This window comes from Burkholderia aenigmatica, assembly GCF_902499175.1.
GTDB lineage: Bacteria > Pseudomonadota > Gammaproteobacteria > Burkholderiales > Burkholderiaceae > Burkholderia > Burkholderia aenigmatica.
In genome coordinates this window covers 352,087-369,102 of sequence record NZ_CABVQC010000001.1, presented here as the reverse complement: position 1 = coordinate 369,102, position 17,016 = coordinate 352,087, and the positions used below count along the sequence as shown (strand labels likewise).

Below are 17,016 nucleotides of genomic sequence, written 5' to 3'. Positions count from 1 at the left end.
CGCGCCGTCTTCCGCCTGCGCGGCGCCCGGCAGGTTGCGGCCGGCGACGCGTTGCAGCGCATCGTCGATCGTCGCAAGCAGCGCGGGCGGCGCCGGCTGGCGAGCGTTCGCGGCGGCGCAGCGCGTGTAGTGGTCGGTGACGCCGGCCAGCACGCGGTCGATCGCATCGGGCATGTCGCCCGACAGCTTGCGGCGCGCGCGGCGCAGGTCGAGCGCGTTCAGTGCGATGCGCAGGTCGCGGAAGCTCTCGATCGACGGATGGCGATGGTCGTCGGACGCGCCGAGGCGCGGCAGCAGATGCGTGACGCGGTCGAGCATCCGCGACGCGTGGTTGCGCTGGTCGTCGAGCGGTTGCGTCGACGCGGAGCGCGCGACATCTTCCCAGCCCGAGCGCAGCAGGCGCCGCACTGCGAGTTCCGCGCCGAACGGCCGTGTCGCACGCGTCCACACATAGGCGAACAGCAGCCCGGCGACACCCGCGAGGTTGCTGTTCAGGAACACGAAGAAATCGGCGTCGTACGCACCCTGGATGCTGATGAAGGTGGCCGTGTTCACGGCGACGAGCATCGTCACCATGTTGAACTGCGGGCGCGGCAGCAGGGTGCCGATCAGGATGAACGGACCCGCGAACATCACCACGAGCATCGGGAAATCGTGCACGTGCGGCAGCACGACGAACAGGTACAGGCCCGCGAACACGACGCTCGCGGTCGTCGCGAGGAAGAACTTGAACACCAGCGGCGCCGGCTCGTCGAGCGCGGCGAAGAAGCTGCACGACACGGCCACGAGCGTGACGGCCGCGGCGCCGTCGTGCCACCCGGACGCGATCCACAGCCAGCTCGCGAACACGATCGCGGCGACGACGGTCAGCGTCGAGAACAGCATCATCCCGCGATCGAAGAAGCGCTCGGTGCCGCCGAGCCGCCAGTGCCGGTAGCGCGGCTGCCAGACGCCCGCTTCGTTGCCGATCAGCGCGCGCAGCGAGCGGCAGTCCTGCCAGATGTCGATGACCTGGCGCAGCCGCCACAGCGCATTCGACAGCAGGGCGCCGTCCCAGCTCGTCAGTGCATCGTCGCCGGGCTGCAGCGCGGCGATGCGTTCGCGCAGGCGTTCCGCGACCGGGTCGTCGGTCAGGTCGCCGTCGCTGCCGGCCCTGACGGCAGGCAGCGGCGCGTCGAACCATTTCGCAGCATCGGCGAGCAGCTCGTCGAGCCCGGCCGGCCGGATGTGCAGGTCGCGCATCAGCGCGATCAACGGATCGGCGAGCGACGACATCAGCGGCAGGAACAGCTGCATGCGGCCCGCGAGCGCCTGTGCGCGCGCGAGGATGCGCGGATGCGCATGGTCGTAGCTCAGCTGACTCAGCAGGAATTCGAGACCCGTGATGGTGGCAGCGAGGCGTTGCCGGCACGCGGACAGCGCCTTGCCGGCAATGTGCCCGGACAGCGTTTCGCGGCCATAGAACGCGGCGTCCTTGAACCACGCGTCGGTGCGCTCGATCAGCGTCGGCGCGAGCCGGTTCGGGAAGATCGCGCTGCCGACCACGCTCGCGCACACGATGCCGAGCACGATCTCCTCGGTGCGCGCGATCGCGACGTCGAACACGGTGGACGGATCGGTCACGGTCGGCAATGCGACCAGCGGCATCGTGTAGCCGGCGAGCATGAACACGTAGCTGCGCGCGGTGCGGTCGGAGATCGCGAGGTAGAGCAGCGTGCCGCACCAGGTGGCGACGATGATCGCGAACAGCAGCGGCGTCTCGACGAACGGTGGCACGAAGAAGATCGCGGCGGCTGCGCCGAGCGCGGTGCCGAGCGCGCGATACAGCGCCTTCGAGCGCGTCGCGCCGACGAACGGGTTCGACACGATGTAGACGCTCGCCATCGCCCAGTACGGGCGCGGCAACTGGAAATACAGGCCGAGGTACAGCGCCAGCATCGACGCGGCGAACGTCTTGCCCGAGAACAGCCAGTCGCGCAGGCTCGGATAGGTCATGACGTGGCGTTGCCGGTGTGGGACGCACGCGCGGCGGGCGTGTGCGACTCGGATGCATTGAAGGCGTCGAGCACGCGCAGCGTCGCTTCGAGATCGGCGCGCGTGACACCCTTGAGCACCTGGGCGCGCAGCGCGCGCAGGTCTTCTTCCATCTTCGCGGTGACCGCGCGGCCGGCGGCCGTCAGCGAGATCGTCTTCGCGCGGCGGTCGTGCGGATCCTCGTCGCGGCGCGCGAGGCCGGCCGCGCACAGCTGGTCGAGCAGGCGCACGAGCGACGGCCCTTCGATGCCGACGTGTTCGGCGAGCGTGCCTTGCCGCACGCCTTCGCCGAGGCGGCCGGCGATCAGCAGCGGCGTCGCGCAGGCTTCGGACACGTTGTACGCGTTCAGCACGCCGTCACTGGTGCGGCGCCACTTGCGCGCGGACAACACGAGCAGGCTGCTGACGGCGAGGCGGAGGTCGTGCAGATTGGTCATGGGCGAGATGATAGGGGCAAAATAATTCGATAGCAAACTATCGTTTTTGTCACCCGTATGACACGTCGCTCACGGCGCGGCCGGCCCGTTTGAAGCAATTTAGGCGGCGTGCCGGGGATGGTCAAGCTGTAAGGTTGTCGGCGCCGGGGGCGCGGGCGGCGGCCGCGATCGAATGGTCAGACGAAAGTCGTCCGGCAGGTCAGGCGGATCGGAAGCCGGGGTTCGGGAAATCCGGCTTCGCGAAACGGCGCGTGGCGTGCATATTGGGACCGTTGCAAGCATTCCGGAGAATCCGCACGTGTCGACCTCATCCTCGCAGCCCCCCGCCCCGGCGTCGCTCGACGCTTGGCTTGGCAAGACCGAAACGCTCGGCGACGACATCACCGCGTTCCCGCTGAACGCGCTGGCCGCCACGCTCGACCGTCCGTCGCCCGGCGACGTCGTGCCGCCGATGTGGCACTGGCTCTATTTCCTGCCGGTCGCGCCGCTGGCCGAAGTCGGCCCCGATGGCCACCCGAAGCGCGGCGGCTTCCTGCCGCCCGTGCCGTTGCCGCGCCGCATGTGGGCCGGCGGCCGCCTGACGTTCCATGCACCGCTGCGCACCGGGCGGCGCGCGACGCGCGAATCGACGATCGCGAACCTCGAGGACAAGACGGGCCGCAGCGGCCGGCTCGTATTCGTGACGGTGCAGCACCGGATCGAATGCGACGGCGCGCTGTGCGTCGAGGAGGAGCACGACATCGTCTATCGCGATGCGCCGCGGCCGGGTGCGCCCGCGCCGAAGCCGATCGCGGCGCCGGCAGGCGAGACGTGGTCGCGCACGATCACGGCCGACGCCGTGCTGCTGTTCCGCTATTCGGCGCTGACCTTCAACGGTCACCGCATCCACTATGACCGCAGTTACGTGACGCAGGAGGAAGGCTACCCGGGGCTCGTCGTGCACGGCCCGCTGATCGCGACGCTGCTCGTCGATCTCGTGCATCGCGAACGGCCCGGTGCGACGCTCGCGAGCTTCGCGTTCCGCGCGGTGCGTCCGACCTTCGACGGGGAGCCGTTCACGCTGTGCGGCAAGCCGTCGGACGACGGCAATTCGATCGAGCTGTGGGCGAAGGATCGCGACGGCTGGCTGACGATGCAGGCCACCGCAACCCTGGCGTAACGGGCGCCTGTTCGTTCATCCGCGACGCGGCAAAATCCGTCCGCGGATGGCCGTTGCCGCACGCTGTCGCCGCCCGGGCGTGCACCCGGGCGGGCCCTGACGTTCGTCGGCAAACCCCTGTAAGCTGCGAGCAGGTCGCGTGCCATCCTGCCGAACGGTGCGGCGCACGGCCGGCCCGTCTACCTTCCACGCATCGCATCAGGAGCACGTATCTTGGCCACCTACATTGTGTTTACACGGGAAAGCATGCAGGACCCGCAGGAATTCGACCTCTACCAGAGCAAGGTCGGCGCGACGCTCGCCGGGCATCCGGTGAAGGTGCTCGCGGCTTACGGGGCGCAGGAAACGCTCGAGGGCGAAGGCCCGGAAGGCGTCGTGATCGTCGAGTTCCCGTCGAAGGAAGCCGCGCACGCGTGGTATCACGGCCCCGAATACCAGACCGTCGCCCAGCACCGGTTGAAGGGCGCGCGCTATCGCGCCGTGCTGGTCGAAGGCGTCTGAACGACCCGCATCGAGCGTTTCCGGCGGCGCGTTGCGACGCCGGGCACCCGCCCCGCCCATGAACACATCGATCCCCACCACCGCACCCGTTCGCCCGCCGATGGGTCGCGCCACGACCGTGCTGCTCGCGATCAGCGTGCTGTTCTATCTGGTCGCCATGTTCACCGCGCCGTTCCGCACCGGCGCGCCCGTCCCGCATCCGTGGGCCGACGGCTGGCAAGTGCTGCTGACGGGCTGGATGGGCGTGCTCGGCGGCATCTATGCCTGGCTTGCGAATCCGCTCGTGTTCGCGGCCTGGCTGCTGACGGCGAAGCGCTACCGCGCCCAGGCGGTCGTGCTGGCCGGACTGGCGTTGCTGTTCGGGATGAGCTTCCTGACGCAGCACCGGATCGCCGTCAACGAAGCGGGGGACGTCGAACCCGTGCATCTCGATGCGATCGGCTACTGGTGCTGGCTCGCGAGTTTCGGTGCGGCGTCGGTCGGCGCGGCGTTGTTGCCCGGGCGGACGAAAACGCGCTGATGGAGTGCGGACGGTTCGAGGCGGAGTCGGCGGAGGTGACGCCGCCCGCATCGCAGCGATTCGCGGCATCGGCACGTGACGAGACGTGACGTCATGCGTGCCGATGCATTGAAGGCGCGCTCCGCGCCTTCAACCTTCACGCTTCACCCGACGTGCGTCTGCAACGCACGCACCCAGTACGACACCGCCACCGCGCCGCCGTCCGGCGTGCCGATCGCGCGTTCGCCGAGATAGCTCGCGCGCCCCGCGCGCGGCGTCATGCGTGCCGTTTCCTGCGCACCGTGCTCGGCGGCTTCGACCGCGGCCGCCCATGCGCTGGCGGGATCGCGATCGTTGTCGAGTGCGCGCTCGAATGCCGCGACGGCCGGTACCAGCGCATCGAGCATCGTCCGGTCGCCGGCGTGTGCGCCGCCCAGTTCGCTGATCGAATCCACCGCGCCGCGGAACGCCGCGGCCCAGTCGCGTGCCGACGGCTCGGCGATATCGGCCAGCCGGCGCGACGCGCGCAGCAGTGCGGTTGCATAGAACGGCCCCGAACTGCCGGCGATCGCGCGGCGCAACGCGGCGCCGAGCGCCGCAAGTGCGCCGGCCGGCGTGCCGCATGCGGCTTCCGGCAGTGCGAGGATTGCCTGGGCGGCGCGCAGCATGCTTGCGCCGAGATCGCCGTCGCCGGCCGCCGCATCGAGATCCGTCAGCGTCTGCTCGTGATCGATCAGCGTCTGCGCGACCGCGTGCAGCGCCGGTTGCAGGCGCGCCGCCCACGCGTGGCCGGCCGCATCGAGCGGCGGCAGCGGTGCTTCCTGCGCAGCGGCCGCGGCCACGCGGATCTGCGTATTCACGGCACCGCCGCCCGGCCATGCGCGCGCCTGCGTCGGCGCGTCGAGCAGCACCGCGCGTTCGTCGTTCAGCCGCAGCACCGAGATCGAGCAGCCGGGCATGTTCAGTGCCGACAGGAACGTGCCGGCCCACGCGCGCGCAACGACGATGCCGCGCCGGTGCAGGTTGTCGTACGCGGCGCGCAGCACGATCGCGAGTTCCATGTCGGGCGTCGCGCCGAGGCCGTTGACGAACAGCGCGACCCGCTCGCCGCGGTCGAGCACGAGATCGGCGACGATGCTCGACAGCAGCGTGTCGACCAGCGCATCGGCCGGCAGCGGCGCGCGGCGTTCGACGCCTTTCTCGCCGTGGATGCCGAGGCCGAGTTCGATCTCGTGATCGGCGAGGCTGAAGCCCGACTTGTCGGCGCCCGGGATCGTGCAGCCGTCTAGCGCGACACCCATCGTGCCGAGCTCGGCCGCCGCGTCGCGCGCGATCGCCGCGACGCGGGCGAGCGGCAGACCGCGCGCGGCGGCCGCGCCGGCGAGCTTGTGGATCAGCACGGTGCCGGCGATCCCGCGCCGCTGGCCACGCTCGACACGGCCGCGCAGCGAGACGTCGTCGGCGACGATGACCGTTTCGACCGGAATACCTTCGGCCCGCGCGAGCTCGGCGGCGAGCCCGAAATTGAGCCGGTCGCCCGTGTAGTTCTTCACGATCAGCAGCGCGCCATTCGGGCCGGCGCTGGCGCGGATCGCGGCGAGCACCGCGTCGGTGGACGGCGACGTGAACACTTCGCCGCAGACGGCTGCGCTCAGCATCCCTTCGCCGACGTAGCCGCCGTGCGCGGGCTCGTGGCCGCTGCCGCCGCCGGAGAGGACGGCGACGGCGCGCTGTGCCGGCTCGGGCAGCGGCTGGCGGACGAGCACGTGCTCGTCGCCGAGGATCGCGACATGCGGCGACTGCCGTGCAATGCCTTCCAGCATTTCTCGCACGACATCGGACGGGCGGTTGACAAGCTTTTTCATGGCGACGGATTCCGGACGGGTGAACGAGGCTCGGCCGGGCCTACACGGGCGCCGGACGGCCTTTCGTGTTGCGGAGGATCGTGCGGGCGCGCTGTCGCCGGGGGCAGGCGGCCATGTATGGGATGACCGTATGCGGGGGCGAGACGCGGCGCACGCTTCGCGCCACGATACATCAGGTTCGGACGTTGCTGCACGGATCGCGGCGCGATCGCGCCGGAGCGGGGCGGCGGCGCGCCCCCATACGCGGCTACTTCATCGCCGCAATTTCCTTCGCGCGAATCAGCCGTGCGCGCAGCACGTTGCGGCTGATGCCGAGCAACCGTGCGGCCTGGATCTGGTTGCGGTGGCTGAATTCGAACGCGACGCGCATCACGGTGTCCTCGATGCGTTCGAACAGGTTGCCGTGATCCTCGTCGAACAGGTCGCGCAGCGCACGTTCGAGCGCGGCCTGCGCGCCGGCGGCCGGTTCCGGTGGGGGCGTGGCGACCGCCGGCACGCCCGGCGGCGCGATGTGCAGGTCGGCCTCCTGCAGCGCGTCGTGGCGGCTCACGAGCAGCGCGTGGTGGATCACGTTTTCGAGTTCGCGGATATTGCCGGGCCAGCCATGTGCCTCGAGCCGGCGCTCGGCGCGCGGGTCGATGCTGCGCGGCCCGTAGCCGAGGCGGCTCCGGTAGTCGTCGAAGAAGTGGCGCGCGAGCGGCAGGATGTCGCCCGGGCGTTCGCGCAGCGTCGGCACCGCGAGCTGCACGACGTTGAGCCGGTAGAACAGGTCGCCGCGAAACTGTCCGTTCGCGACGGCTTGCTGCAGATCGACGTTGGTCGCAGCGACCACGCGCACGTCGATCGGCACGCCCGTGCGCGACCCGAGCCGCACGACCTCGCGCTCCTGCAGCACGCGCAGCAGCTTGACCTGCATCGACAGCGGCAGGTCGCCGATCTCGTCGAGAAACAGCGTGCCGCCGTTCGCGGCTTCGAACCAGCCGGGCTTCGCGCTGAACGCGCCGGTAAACGCGCCTTTCTCGTGGCCGAACAGTTCGCTCTCGACGAGCGTTTCGGAGAACGCGCCGCAATTCACCGCGACGAACGGCCCGTTGCTGCGGCGGCTGAGGCCGTGCACGTGTCGCGCGATCAGTTCCTTGCCGGTGCCGGTCTCGCCGACGATCAGCACGTTCGCGTCGCTCGGCGCGACCAGGCGAATCCGTTCGAGCAGCGCGACCGAGCGCGGATCGACGAACACCTGCGCGCGGGCACGAATGGACGTCGCGAGCGCGGGCCGGTCGGGCAGCGTGAGGACGGGCGCGCCGTCGGGCCACGCGTCGGAAGGGGAGTGGTTCACGAGTAGAAGCCCGGCGTCGGATAGGTTCGCTTGAGCGCCCATTCGCCGATCTCGCGAACTTTGTAGGCGAGCGGGTCGTGGAGCGTATGAGTGCGCAGGTTGCGCCAGTGTCGGTCGAGCCGCAGCGCGCCGTGCGTCGCGCGTGCACCGGCGACGTCGAACATGCGGGTGCAGAGATCGAGCCCGGTGCGCGCGGCCGACACCTTCGCGGCTGCCGTGGCGAGCGCAACCTGGCCACGCTCCGCATGCGTGAGCGCCGCATCGCGTGCCCACGCGGCATCGAGGCGGTCCGCCGCGCGATCGGCGAGTACGCGTGCGGCTTCGAGCCCGACCCAGAATTCGCCGTACTGGCCGAGGATGTACGGATCGTCGCCGGTGCTCGCGACCTGCGCGCCGGGCCACGGCCGTGCCTCGTGCAGCGTGTAGTGCCGCGCGTCGTTGAACGCGGCTTCGGCGATGCCGAGATACACGTTCGTCAGCACGAGCTGCGCGACGAGCGGGCGCAGGCACGCGAACGGCGTCGACAGCGGGCCGGGATCCGTCAACAGTTCGTGATCCTCGACGCGCACTTGCTCGAACGTGACCGTGCCGCTGTCGGTCTGGCGCTGGCCGATGTTGTTCCAGTCGTCGGCGATCGAGATGCCGCTGCGCTGCGTCGGCACGGCGGCGATCAGGAACGTGCGCGTCTCGGCGTCGTGCGCGGACGCGATCAGCATCTGCGAATCGAGCGCCCCCGAACAGAAGCTCTTCTGGCCGCTGAATTCGCGCCATGCGCCGCGCGAGCGGCTGACCGTGCGCGCGTCGAGCGGATTCAGCGCGTTACCCCAGAACCACTGCTGGCGCGCGGTGCGCTCGAACCACGATTCCCACTGCGCGGGCGCGCCGAACAGCCGCACGGTTGCGAGCATCAGGTGATGGAAGCCGAACACGTGCGCGAGCGAACTGTCGGCGGCCGCGAGTACGCGAACGACGTCGAGCGTCGTGCGCCAGCCCGCGCCGAAGCCGCCGTAGGCGGCCGGGATGCTCAGCGCGAGCAGGCCGCTGTCGCGCAACTGGTCGCGCTCGGCCTTCGGCGTGCCGCCCTGCTCGTCGCGCTCGGCCGCGGTGCGGGTAAAGCCGGTCGCCAGGCGCTCGGCGATTTGCAGGGCGTCAGGGGGCGCCGGTTCGTCGCGGGGCGGCGTGACGACGCGCAGGCTTTCCGCGCGGGGCGATACGGAAATGGAGGTCATGGCGATGAATGCGTCGGGTCGCTGCACGAAAACGGTCAGGTCGCGATGGGCGTTGCTGACCGGGTGCTGCGTGATCAGCAGAGTGTTCAACGTTTTGCGCCACGCGGGAAACATCGATTTCTGATAACCAATGCCGGATTGCTGCGCTGGACGCAGCCGCGCGCGGCGAGGTCGTGCGGCGCAGCGATCGGCGGCATGCAAAGTGACGATGCAGCGGCCATGCCGACGCTACCGCAGGGACACGATGCGTCGCGCGGGCGCATGAACGCGGCAAGCGGACGCCGATGCAACCTGACGGACGCCGCGTGCCTGCCGGAATCCGTGTCGAAACGGAAAAACGTGCTTGGCGCGCACTGCGCTGCTGATCACGCAGCAGCGCATCAGCAGCGCTGTTTCCCCCAGTTCATCGCGCTGCGGAATATGGATGTGATGCCGTGGCTGGCAGGCTTATCAACATGCCGCAATCGGCGGGTGCGCTGCGACAGGCCGTCGATCGCAATGCATTTCGTCATGCAGACGATCGTTTTTTGTCGCGATCGTCGAAATGGCACGCTCCTTGCTGACCCATGACATGACGGGGGCGTCGGCACCCGACTCGACAATGGGAATGCAACCGATGAGCAATGCAATCAACGTGGTCGCGATATCGGGCGGCCTGCAACGGCCGTCGCGCACGCGGGTGCTGACCGACGCGATCGTCGCGGCACTCGGCGCGGCGCTGCCGATCGACACGAGGCTGATCGAACTCGGCGAGATCGGCGGCCGACTGGCCGGCGCGCTGACGCGCAAGCAGGTACCGGCCGACCTCGACGCGCAGATCCGCGCGATCGAGACGGCCGATGCGCTCGTCGTCGCAAGCCCCGTGTATCGCGCGTCGTACACGGGCCTCTTCAAGCACCTGTTCGACCTCGTGCATCACGAAGCGCTGATCGACGTGCCCGTGCTGCTGGCAGCCACCGGTGGCAGCGAGCGTCATGCGCTCGTGATCGACCATCAGCTCCGTCCGCTGTTCAGCTTCTTCCAGGCCCGCACGCTGCCGATCGGCGTGTACGCATCCGAAAGCGATTTCGACCAGTACCAGATCGCGAACCCGGCATTGCGCGCGCGTATCGCGCTCGCCGTCGATCGCGCGGTGCCGCAACTGCGCCCGCATGCGCTTTCCGTCGCGGCCGCGTAGGCCGCCTGCGTTTTCTCTCTCGACCAGGACACACTCATGAGCCATACCGATCCTTCCGCCGACGGCGTCAAGTTCGCCTACTGGGTGCCGAACGTCAGCGGCGGCCTCGTCGTCAGCACGATCGAGCAGCGCACCGACTGGAGCCTCGAATACAACCAGCAGCTCGCGCGCACGGCCGAAGCGGCCGGCTTCGAGTACGCGCTGAGCCAGATCCGCTTCACGGCCGGCTACGGCGCCGAATACCAGCACGAGTCGGTGTCGTTCAGCCAGGCGCTGCTGCACGCGACGACGAAGCTCAAGGTGCTCGCCGCGATCCTGCCGGGGCCGTGGCATCCGGCGGTGGTCGCGAAGCAGCTCGCGACGATCGACCACATCTCGAACGGGCGCATCGCGATCAACGTGGTGAGCGGCTGGTTCAAGGGCGAATTCACCGCGATTGGCGAGCCGTGGCTCGAGCACGACGAACGCTATCGGCGCTCGAAGGAATTCATCCAGGCGCTGAAGGGCATCTGGACGCAGGACAACTTCACGTTCAAGGGCGACTTCTACCGCTTCAACGACTACACGCTGAGCCCGAAGCCGGTGCAGAAGCCGCATCCGGAAATCTTCCAGGGCGGCAGCTCGCGGGCGGCGCGCGACAACGCGGCGAGCGTGTCGGACTGGTACTTCACGAACGGCAATACGCCGGAGAACCTGAAGGCGCAGATCGACGACATCCGTGCGAAGGCGGCGGCGAACGACCATCGCGTGCGCATCGGCGTCAACGCGTTCGTGATCGCGCGCGATACCGAGGAAGAGGCGCAGGCCGTGCTCGACGACATCATCCGGCACGCGCACGTCGAGGCCGTGCATGCGTTCGGCGACGCGGTGAAGCAGGCCGGCAAGGCATCGCCCGAAGGCGAGGGCAACTGGGCGAAGTCGACGTTCGAGGATCTCGTGCAGTACAACGACGGCTTCCGCACGAACCTGATCGGCACGCCGCAGCAGATCGCCGAACGCATCGTCGCGCTGAAGGCGATCGGCGTCGATCTCGTGCTCACGGGGTTCCTGCATTTCATCGAGGAAGTCGAGTATTTCGGCAAGCGTGTGCTGCCGCTCGTGCGCGAACTCGAGGCGCAGCGGCAGGCGGTTGCCGCGTGATGCGGCGGCCGGCGCGCGGCGGGCAATCATGCGTGCCGCGCGCGGGCCGATCGAACGGGTGACGCCGATCGCCCTTGCGGGCCATCCGGGTTTGAAACTTCGGATATCGAAACAGGAGGTCGGCGGATGCTTCCGGGCACCGCCGGCCGGTTCATGAGCTTTGCCGGAAAATACATGTCTACGGAAATCATCGAAGAAAACGTGCAACCGCAAACGGGCGCCACGCCCGTTCCCGTGATCGGCTCGGATGCCGAGGCACTCGACGTCGCGCACCAGGTCGCGGCCCGACTGGCCGAGCACGCCGCGTTACGCGACCGCGAGCGGAAGCTGCCGTTCGACGAGATCGAGCTGTTCTCGTCGAGCGGCCTGTGGGGCATCACGGTGCCGCGCGAATACGGCGGCGCGGAAGTGTCGAGCGTGACGCTCGCGGAAGTGATCGCGATCGTTGCGCAGGCGGACCCGTCGCTCGGCCAGATCCCGCAGAACCACTACTGCTTGATCGAGGATATCCGCCTCGAAGGCAGCGATGCGCAGAAGCGCTTCTTCTTCGATCTCGTCCTGAAGGGCACGCGCTATGGGAACGCGTTCTCCGAAGCGGGCGGCAAGAACGTGCTCGACATTCAGACGCGTGTGCGCCGCGACGGCGACGCGTTCGTGCTGAACGGCCGCAAGTTCTATTCGACCGGCACGCTGTTCGCGCACTGGATTCCGGTGCTCGCACTCGACGAGTCGGACCAGGCCGTGCTCGCATTCGTGCGGCAGGGTGCGCCGGGGCTGACCGTCGTGGATGACTGGAGCGGCTTCGGGCAGCGCACGACCGCGAGCGGCACGGTGATCGTCGAGAACGTGCGCGTGAGTCCGTTCGAAATCTTCCACACGCAGCGTTCGTACGACCGCCCGACCTTCGCGGGCCCGTTCGCGCAGATCACGACCGCCGCGATCGATCTCGGGATCGCGCGCGCCGCGCTGCAGGACACGATCGCATTCGTGCAGCAGCATGCGCGCCCGTGGATCGACAGCGGTGTCGAACGCGCGAGCGAGGATCCGCTGACGGTCGCACAGATCGGCGACATCGCGTACCGCGTGCACGCGGCCGAAGCGCTGCTCGCGCGCTCGGGGCGCTTCGTCGACGCGGCGAAGCGCGAACCGAGCGAGGAAACGGTCGCTCAGGCCGCGATCGCGGTCGGCGAGGCGAAGATCGCGACGACCGAGGTGTCGCTGCTCGCGGCGAGCAAGCTGTTCGAGCTCGGCGGCAGCAAGTCGACGCTCGCGAAATACAACTTCGACCGCCACTGGCGCAACGCACGCGTGCATACGCTGCACGACCCGGTGCGCTGGAAGTATCACGCGATCGGCAACTACTACCTCAACGGCGTGAAACCCGCGCGCCACTCCTGGAACTGACCGGGTCGTGACGGCGTATTTCCCGCAACGAAACATGAGCAAGGAAGCCAGGTGGCCCGCGCGGCACCGTTTCATTCCTGACGAGGTCAATCGATGAGTCATCCAGCAAGCTCCGCGCAGGCACTGCCTGCGCACAATACCGTGCCGCAGGCGGGCGGCCTGCGGCGCAACTACCTGAGCCTGCCCGAACTGATCGCGCAGTCGATCGGCCTCGTCGGCGTGTCGGGCGGGATCGGCGTGCTGATCCCGGCCGTATTCGCGACGGCCGGCAATGGCACCTGGCTTGCTTACCTGTTCGCGATCGTCGCGCTGCTGTTTGCGTCCTGGAGCATCTCGGTGTTCGCGCGCGACTCGGCGTCGCCGGGCGCGCTGTATGCGTACGTGTCGGCCGGTATCGGGCCGGTCTGGGGCGCGATCTGCGGCTGGTCGCTGCTGATTGCCTATGCGGTGGCCGCCGCGGGCATCCTGCAGGGGACGATCAACACGTTTCTGGTGCTGGGCCGCGAGACCGGGCTGCTCGGCAGTGCGACGCCGCTCGGTGCGGTGCTCGGGCTGACGGTCGTCACCGCGTTCGCCGCGTGGTACATCGCGTTTCGCGACATCCGGCTGTCCACGCGCTTCACGCTGTTCGTCGAGCTCGCGACGCTGCTGCTGATTGCCGTCGTCGTGATCGGGACGATCGCGTTCGGCGGGCATCCGGTCGACCGCGAACAACTGACGCTCGAGGGCGTGAAGCCGACGCAACTGCAGCTCGGCATGGTGCTCGCGTTCTTCAGCTTCACGGGGTTCGAGAGCGCGACCGTGCTCGGCGCGGAGGCGCGCGACCCGTTCCGCGCGATTCCGCGCGCGGTGCTGATCAGCGTCGTCGGGCCGGCCATCCTGTTCGTGATCGGCGCGTACGGGATGGTGAGCGCGTTCCACGGGCAGAAGCCGCCGCTCGATCAGGTCGACGGCCCGCTCGCGGTGCTCGCGCATCGGCTCGGGGCCGGCTGGGTCGGCGTGCTGATCGACGCGGGCGTGGCATTGAGTTTCTTCGCGGCGTTCTTCTCGTCGATCAATGCGGCGGCGCGGATCGTCTATACGTTCGGGCGGCAGGGCGTGCTGCATGCGTCGACGGGCCAGGCGCACGAGCGGAATGCGACGCCGCACGTCGCGGTGGCGCTGATTACGGTGCTGGCGCTGGCCACTGCGCTGGTGTTCACCGCACGCGGCACCGCGCTGCTCGATTCGTATGGCTATCTCAGCTCGATCGCGACGTATGGCTGGCTGCTGGCGTACGTGCTGGTGGCGATCGGTGCGCCGCTCTATCTGCGCCGGCAGCGCCGGCTGCGCGCGCGGCATGTGGCGATCAGCGTCGTCGCGGTCGTGCTGCTCGCGATTCCGCTGGCCGGCAGCGTGTATCCGGTGCCGGCGGGCGTCTATGCGTGGCTGCCTTATGTGTTCGTCGCGCTGCTGGCCATCGGGCTCGGGTGGTTCCTGGTGCTGCGCGTCCGGTTTCCGGAGCGGTTGCGCGAGCTGGAGGCCGAATTGCTGACGAAGTGATCGAGTCGCACCGACGGCGTGTTTCCTGCATGACGGCCGGTGGGCGACGTAGCCGGCCGGCCGCTTCCGTTTCAGTTCAGGGGCGCGCTCGCGACCGTTACGCCACCCCCGCCATCTTCGACGCATCGACCACCATCTGCACGCCAAGCCCACCCAGCACGAGCCCCATCGCCCAGCGCTGCGCGAGCAGCAGCGTCGGGCGCCCATGCAGGAACTTCGCGATGCTGCTCGAACAGATCGCCACCAGCCCGTTCGCGGAAGCGAACGCGGCGATCAGCAGCGAACCGAGAAACAGCGATTGCCCGAGCACGCTGCCGCTCCCGTAGTCGATGAACTGCGGCAGCAACGAAATGAACAGCATCGCGAGCTTCGGATTCAGCACGCTGGTCGTCGCACCCATCGCCAGCAGCCGAAGCGGCCGCTCGCTCGGCAACGCCTGCACTTCGAACGGCGAACGGCCGCCGGGCCTGACGGCCTGCCACGCCAGATACAACAGGTACGCCGCACCGACCACGGCCAGCCCGCTGCCCGCATAGGGCACGCTCATGAACAGCGTCGTGATGCCGAACGCCGCGCCGAACATGTAGAACAGGTAGCCGATCATCACGCCACCGAGTGAAATGAGCCCCGCCGTGCGTCCTTGTGCAATCGAGCGCGACATCACGTAGACCATGTTCGGCCCGGGCGTGACCGCGAGCATGCCGCCGATGACGAGAAATCCGTAGAGCGATCCGGACGTGTGCATATCTGATGATTCCTGCAACGAGTGAGGGTTGACGGGATTCATTGTCCGGCCGTGGAGGCGAACAGTAAAACGGGATAAACTGAATCGATTGATCAGTTTTTCTGAATACGATGAAAAAACTCGACCTCGATGTGCTCGCGATGGTGGTGGCCGTTGCCGAATCCGGATCGTTCGCGCAGGGCGCGCAGGCCGTGCACCGGTCGCCGTCGGCGGTGAGCATGCAGATCAAGGCGCTGGAAGATGCGCTCGGCAAGCCGCTGTTCATCCGCGATACGCGCAACGTGACGCCGACCGACGACGGCACGATGCTCGCCGAATACGGCCGCCGGATGCTGGCGATGCGCGACGAGGCATGGGCGTCGGTCGTGCGCCCGGAGATCCGCGGCCGCGTGACGATCGGCGTGCCCGACGATTACATTTCGTCGCTGCTGCCGCAGGTGCTCGGCAAGTTCGCCGCGATGCATCCGCGCGTGGAACTGCGCGTGATTGGCCAGCCAAGCAGCGCGCTCGTGCCGATGCTGAAGGACAACACGGTCGACCTCGCATGCCTCACGCGAATCAAGGGCGTGACCGGCGAGCTGATCCGGCTCGAACCGCTCGTCTGGGCCGGGTCGCCGAAGCGCAACGTCTGGGAAGAGCGGCCGCTGCCGGTGGCTTTTTTCACACACGGCGGCAGCGCGGCGCGCGATCACGCGGTCAAGGCGCTGAACCGGCGGAAGATCCCGTACCGGATGTCGTACGAAAGCCCGAGCCACCTCGGCCTGCTCAGCATGGTGGAGGCCGGGCTCGCGGTCGCGCCGCTGGCGCGCTGCTGCGTTCCGGATCATCTCGTGCAGCTGTCGGAAAGCCACGGGCTGCCGCCGCTCGGCGAAATGGAGGTCGTGCTCGCGCGCAGCGCGCAGTCCGCGCGCCCGCCGTGCGACTACCTGGCCGAGCAGATTCTCGGCGAATGGCGCACCTGAGCGGCCCGCCGCCGGCCGCGCTTCAGCACGACTTCAGCAGCCATTCGCGGAACGCGACGAGCGACGGCAGCGTCTCGTTCCCCGGCGGGTAGACGAGGTAGTAGCTGCGCTGGCTGGTGATCGCGTCGCCGATCGACACGAGCTCGTTGCGGCTCAGCTCGTCTTCCACCAGCACTTTCGGCACCAGCCCGATCCCCATTCCGGCCCGCACGGCCTGGATCAGGTGCGACGTCAGCTCGAAGCTCGGGCCGATGCGCATCTGGCGATGGTCGAGCCGATAGTGCGAAAACCATTCCGCCCACGCCTGCTGGTTGCTCGTCACGCCGAGCAGCGTCTGCTTCGCGGCCCACGCCGGCGTGCGCGGGTCGGCCTTGCGGCGGCTTCCGCTGCCCGTGTCGGGCGGCGCGATCGCGATCAGGAACTCGTTGTACAGCCGGTGTGCGTGCAGGCCCGGCCAGTCGCCCGCGCCGACGGTAATCGCCGCATCGAGGTCGTCGTTGAGGAAATCGACGCCGCCGATCCGCGAATGAAGGTGCACGGTCACGCCCGGATGCGCGGCGTAGAAGTCGTGCAGGTGCGGCAGCAGCCATTTCGAGCCGAACGTCGGCAGCGTCGCGAGCCGCAGCGTGCCGGCGCCCGCCTGGTGGGACATCGCCTGCAGCGTCGCGCCGCGGATGCGCCCCAGCGCGCCGCTCAGCTCGGTGAAGTAGCGCCGCCCGACCTCGGTCAGCTTGACCGAGCGGCCCTCGCGCCGGAACAGCGGCACGCCGAGCTGGTCTTCCAGCGTCTGGACTTGCCGGCTGATCGCGCTCTGGCTCAACGAAAGCTCTTCGGCTGCGCGCGTGTAACTTTCGTGCCGCGCGGCGGCCTCGAATACGAGCAGCAGCGACATCGACGGGGTGAGGCGACGGTAATTCATGAGTTTTATGCAATATTCGCTGGATGAGAATTCGTTTGTTTCTCGTGGAATTTCCAAAGATACTGGA

16 protein-coding genes are annotated in these 17,016 nt (G+C 68.6%); 9 read left to right on the top strand and 7 right to left on the bottom strand.

From position 1 onward, the window contains the following. Nucleotides 1-1,995 (bottom strand): FUSC family protein (locus BDO18943_RS01680; protein ID WP_175020936.1); only part of this gene is annotated, 1,995 nt, incomplete at its 3' end. Then, complete coding sequence (locus BDO18943_RS01675) at nucleotides 1,992-2,471, bottom strand: MarR family winged helix-turn-helix transcriptional regulator (protein WP_043185339.1); 480 nt, start codon at nucleotides 2,469-2,471, stop codon at nucleotides 1,992-1,994. The genes BDO18943_RS01675 and BDO18943_RS01680, both read right to left, overlap by 4 nt. A gap of 298 nt (nucleotides 2,472-2,769) precedes the next feature. On the opposite strand from BDO18943_RS01675, the gene BDO18943_RS01670 reads away from it, so the two are divergent. The 3 genes from BDO18943_RS01670 to BDO18943_RS01660 all read left to right on the top strand — a co-directional run bounded on the left by BDO18943_RS01670 (nucleotide 2,770) and on the right by BDO18943_RS01660 (nucleotide 4,651). Next, entirely contained in the window at nucleotides 2,770-3,630 is an 861-nt protein-coding gene (locus tag BDO18943_RS01670; protein ID WP_175020935.1) for an FAS1-like dehydratase domain-containing protein, read from the top strand. A gap of 213 nt (nucleotides 3,631-3,843) precedes the next feature. Then, entirely contained in the window at nucleotides 3,844-4,131 is a 288-nt protein-coding gene (locus tag BDO18943_RS01665) for a DUF1330 domain-containing protein (RefSeq protein ID WP_175020934.1), read from the top strand. Nucleotides 4,132-4,189: 58 nt separating this feature from the next. Beyond that, entirely contained in the window at nucleotides 4,190-4,651 is a 462-nt protein-coding gene (locus tag BDO18943_RS01660) for a hypothetical protein (RefSeq protein WP_175020933.1), read from the top strand. A gap of 143 nt (nucleotides 4,652-4,794) precedes the next feature. On the opposite strand, the gene BDO18943_RS01655 is transcribed toward BDO18943_RS01660, so the two are convergent. The 3 genes from BDO18943_RS01655 to BDO18943_RS01645 form a co-directional block, all read right to left on the bottom strand. Beyond that, nucleotides 4,795-6,495 (bottom strand): dihydroxyacetone kinase family protein, encoded by a 1,701-nt coding sequence (locus BDO18943_RS01655; protein ID WP_175020932.1) that lies wholly within the window; start codon nucleotides 6,493-6,495, stop codon nucleotides 4,795-4,797. Nucleotides 6,496-6,742: 247 nt separating this feature from the next. Next, nucleotides 6,743-7,831 (bottom strand): sigma-54 interaction domain-containing protein, encoded by a 1,089-nt coding sequence (locus BDO18943_RS01650; RefSeq protein WP_175020931.1) that lies wholly within the window; start codon nucleotides 7,829-7,831, stop codon nucleotides 6,743-6,745. Then, on the bottom strand, nucleotides 7,828-9,060 hold the full coding sequence (locus BDO18943_RS01645; protein ID WP_407649786.1) for an acyl-CoA dehydrogenase family protein: 1,233 nt from the start codon (nucleotides 9,058-9,060) through the stop codon (nucleotides 7,828-7,830). The genes BDO18943_RS01650 and BDO18943_RS01645 overlap by 4 nt, the downstream gene beginning before the upstream one ends. Before the next feature lie 45 nt (nucleotides 9,061-9,105). On the opposite strand from BDO18943_RS01645, the gene BDO18943_RS01640 reads away from it, so the two are divergent. From BDO18943_RS01640 to BDO18943_RS01620, 5 genes are all read left to right on the top strand, one after another. Further along, nucleotides 9,106-9,630, top strand: coding sequence for a hypothetical protein (locus tag BDO18943_RS01640; RefSeq protein WP_175020930.1), 525 nt, complete (start codon nucleotides 9,106-9,108; stop codon nucleotides 9,628-9,630). A gap of 46 nt (nucleotides 9,631-9,676) precedes the next feature. Continuing rightward, nucleotides 9,677-10,237 (top strand): FMN reductase, encoded by a 561-nt coding sequence (gene msuE / locus BDO18943_RS01635; protein WP_175020929.1) that lies wholly within the window; start codon nucleotides 9,677-9,679, stop codon nucleotides 10,235-10,237. A gap of 36 nt (nucleotides 10,238-10,273) precedes the next feature. Further along, complete coding sequence (sfnG, locus tag BDO18943_RS01630) at nucleotides 10,274-11,377, top strand: dimethylsulfone monooxygenase SfnG (RefSeq protein ID WP_175020928.1); 1,104 nt, start codon at nucleotides 10,274-10,276, stop codon at nucleotides 11,375-11,377. Nucleotides 11,378-11,551: 174 nt separating this feature from the next. Beyond that, entirely contained in the window at nucleotides 11,552-12,781 is a 1,230-nt protein-coding gene (locus tag BDO18943_RS01625) for an SfnB family sulfur acquisition oxidoreductase (RefSeq protein WP_175020927.1), read from the top strand. A 93-nt stretch (nucleotides 12,782-12,874) separates the two neighbouring features. Beyond that, nucleotides 12,875-14,323: an APC family permease gene (locus BDO18943_RS01620; protein WP_175020926.1), complete on the top strand. Its 1,449-nt coding sequence runs from the start codon at nucleotides 12,875-12,877 to the stop codon at nucleotides 14,321-14,323. A gap of 97 nt (nucleotides 14,324-14,420) precedes the next feature. Here BDO18943_RS01620 and BDO18943_RS01615 read toward each other — a convergent pair whose 3' ends face one another. Then, the gene (locus BDO18943_RS01615) at nucleotides 14,421-15,068 is read right to left on the bottom strand and encodes a LysE family translocator (protein ID WP_089454607.1); all 648 of its coding nucleotides are present in this window, start codon (nucleotides 15,066-15,068) and stop codon (nucleotides 14,421-14,423) included. Nucleotides 15,069-15,178: 110 nt separating this feature from the next. On the opposite strand from BDO18943_RS01615, the gene BDO18943_RS01610 reads away from it, so the two are divergent. After that, nucleotides 15,179-16,030, top strand: coding sequence for a LysR substrate-binding domain-containing protein (locus BDO18943_RS01610; RefSeq protein WP_175020925.1), 852 nt, complete (start codon nucleotides 15,179-15,181; stop codon nucleotides 16,028-16,030). 22 nt (nucleotides 16,031-16,052) lie between these two features. On the opposite strand, the gene BDO18943_RS01605 is transcribed toward BDO18943_RS01610, so the two are convergent. Next, nucleotides 16,053-16,949, bottom strand: a complete 897-nt coding sequence (locus tag BDO18943_RS01605; RefSeq protein WP_175020924.1) for a LysR substrate-binding domain-containing protein — start codon at nucleotides 16,947-16,949, stop codon at nucleotides 16,053-16,055. Nucleotides 16,950-17,016 lie beyond the last annotated feature (67 nt).

Bases quoted from the DNA above. Each gene is read 5' to 3' on its own strand.
- BDO18943_RS01675 (WP_043185339.1), bottom strand. From the start codon at position 2,471: ATGACCAATCTGCACGACCTCCGCCTCGCCGTCAGCAGCCTGCTCGTG.
- BDO18943_RS01660 (WP_175020933.1), top strand. From the start codon at position 4,190: ATGAACACATCGATCCCCACCACCGCACCCGTTCGCCCGCCGATGGGT.
- BDO18943_RS01655 (WP_175020932.1), bottom strand. From the start codon at position 6,495: ATGAAAAAGCTTGTCAACCGCCCGTCCGATGTCGTGCGAGAAATGCTG.
- BDO18943_RS01645 (WP_407649786.1), bottom strand. From the start codon at position 9,060: ATGACCTCCATTTCCGTATCGCCCCGCGCGGAAAGCCTGCGCGTCGTC.
- BDO18943_RS01640 (WP_175020930.1), top strand. From the start codon at position 9,106: ATGGGCGTTGCTGACCGGGTGCTGCGTGATCAGCAGAGTGTTCAACGT.
- msuE (WP_175020929.1), top strand. From the start codon at position 9,677: ATGAGCAATGCAATCAACGTGGTCGCGATATCGGGCGGCCTGCAACGG.
- sfnG (WP_175020928.1), top strand. From the start codon at position 10,274: ATGAGCCATACCGATCCTTCCGCCGACGGCGTCAAGTTCGCCTACTGG.
- BDO18943_RS01625 (WP_175020927.1), top strand. From the start codon at position 11,552: ATGTCTACGGAAATCATCGAAGAAAACGTGCAACCGCAAACGGGCGCC.
- BDO18943_RS01620 (WP_175020926.1), top strand. From the start codon at position 12,875: ATGAGTCATCCAGCAAGCTCCGCGCAGGCACTGCCTGCGCACAATACC.
- BDO18943_RS01615 (WP_089454607.1), bottom strand. From the start codon at position 15,068: ATGCACACGTCCGGATCGCTCTACGGATTTCTCGTCATCGGCGGCATG.
- BDO18943_RS01610 (WP_175020925.1), top strand. From the start codon at position 15,179: ATGAAAAAACTCGACCTCGATGTGCTCGCGATGGTGGTGGCCGTTGCC.
- BDO18943_RS01605 (WP_175020924.1), bottom strand. From the start codon at position 16,949: ATGAATTACCGTCGCCTCACCCCGTCGATGTCGCTGCTGCTCGTATTC.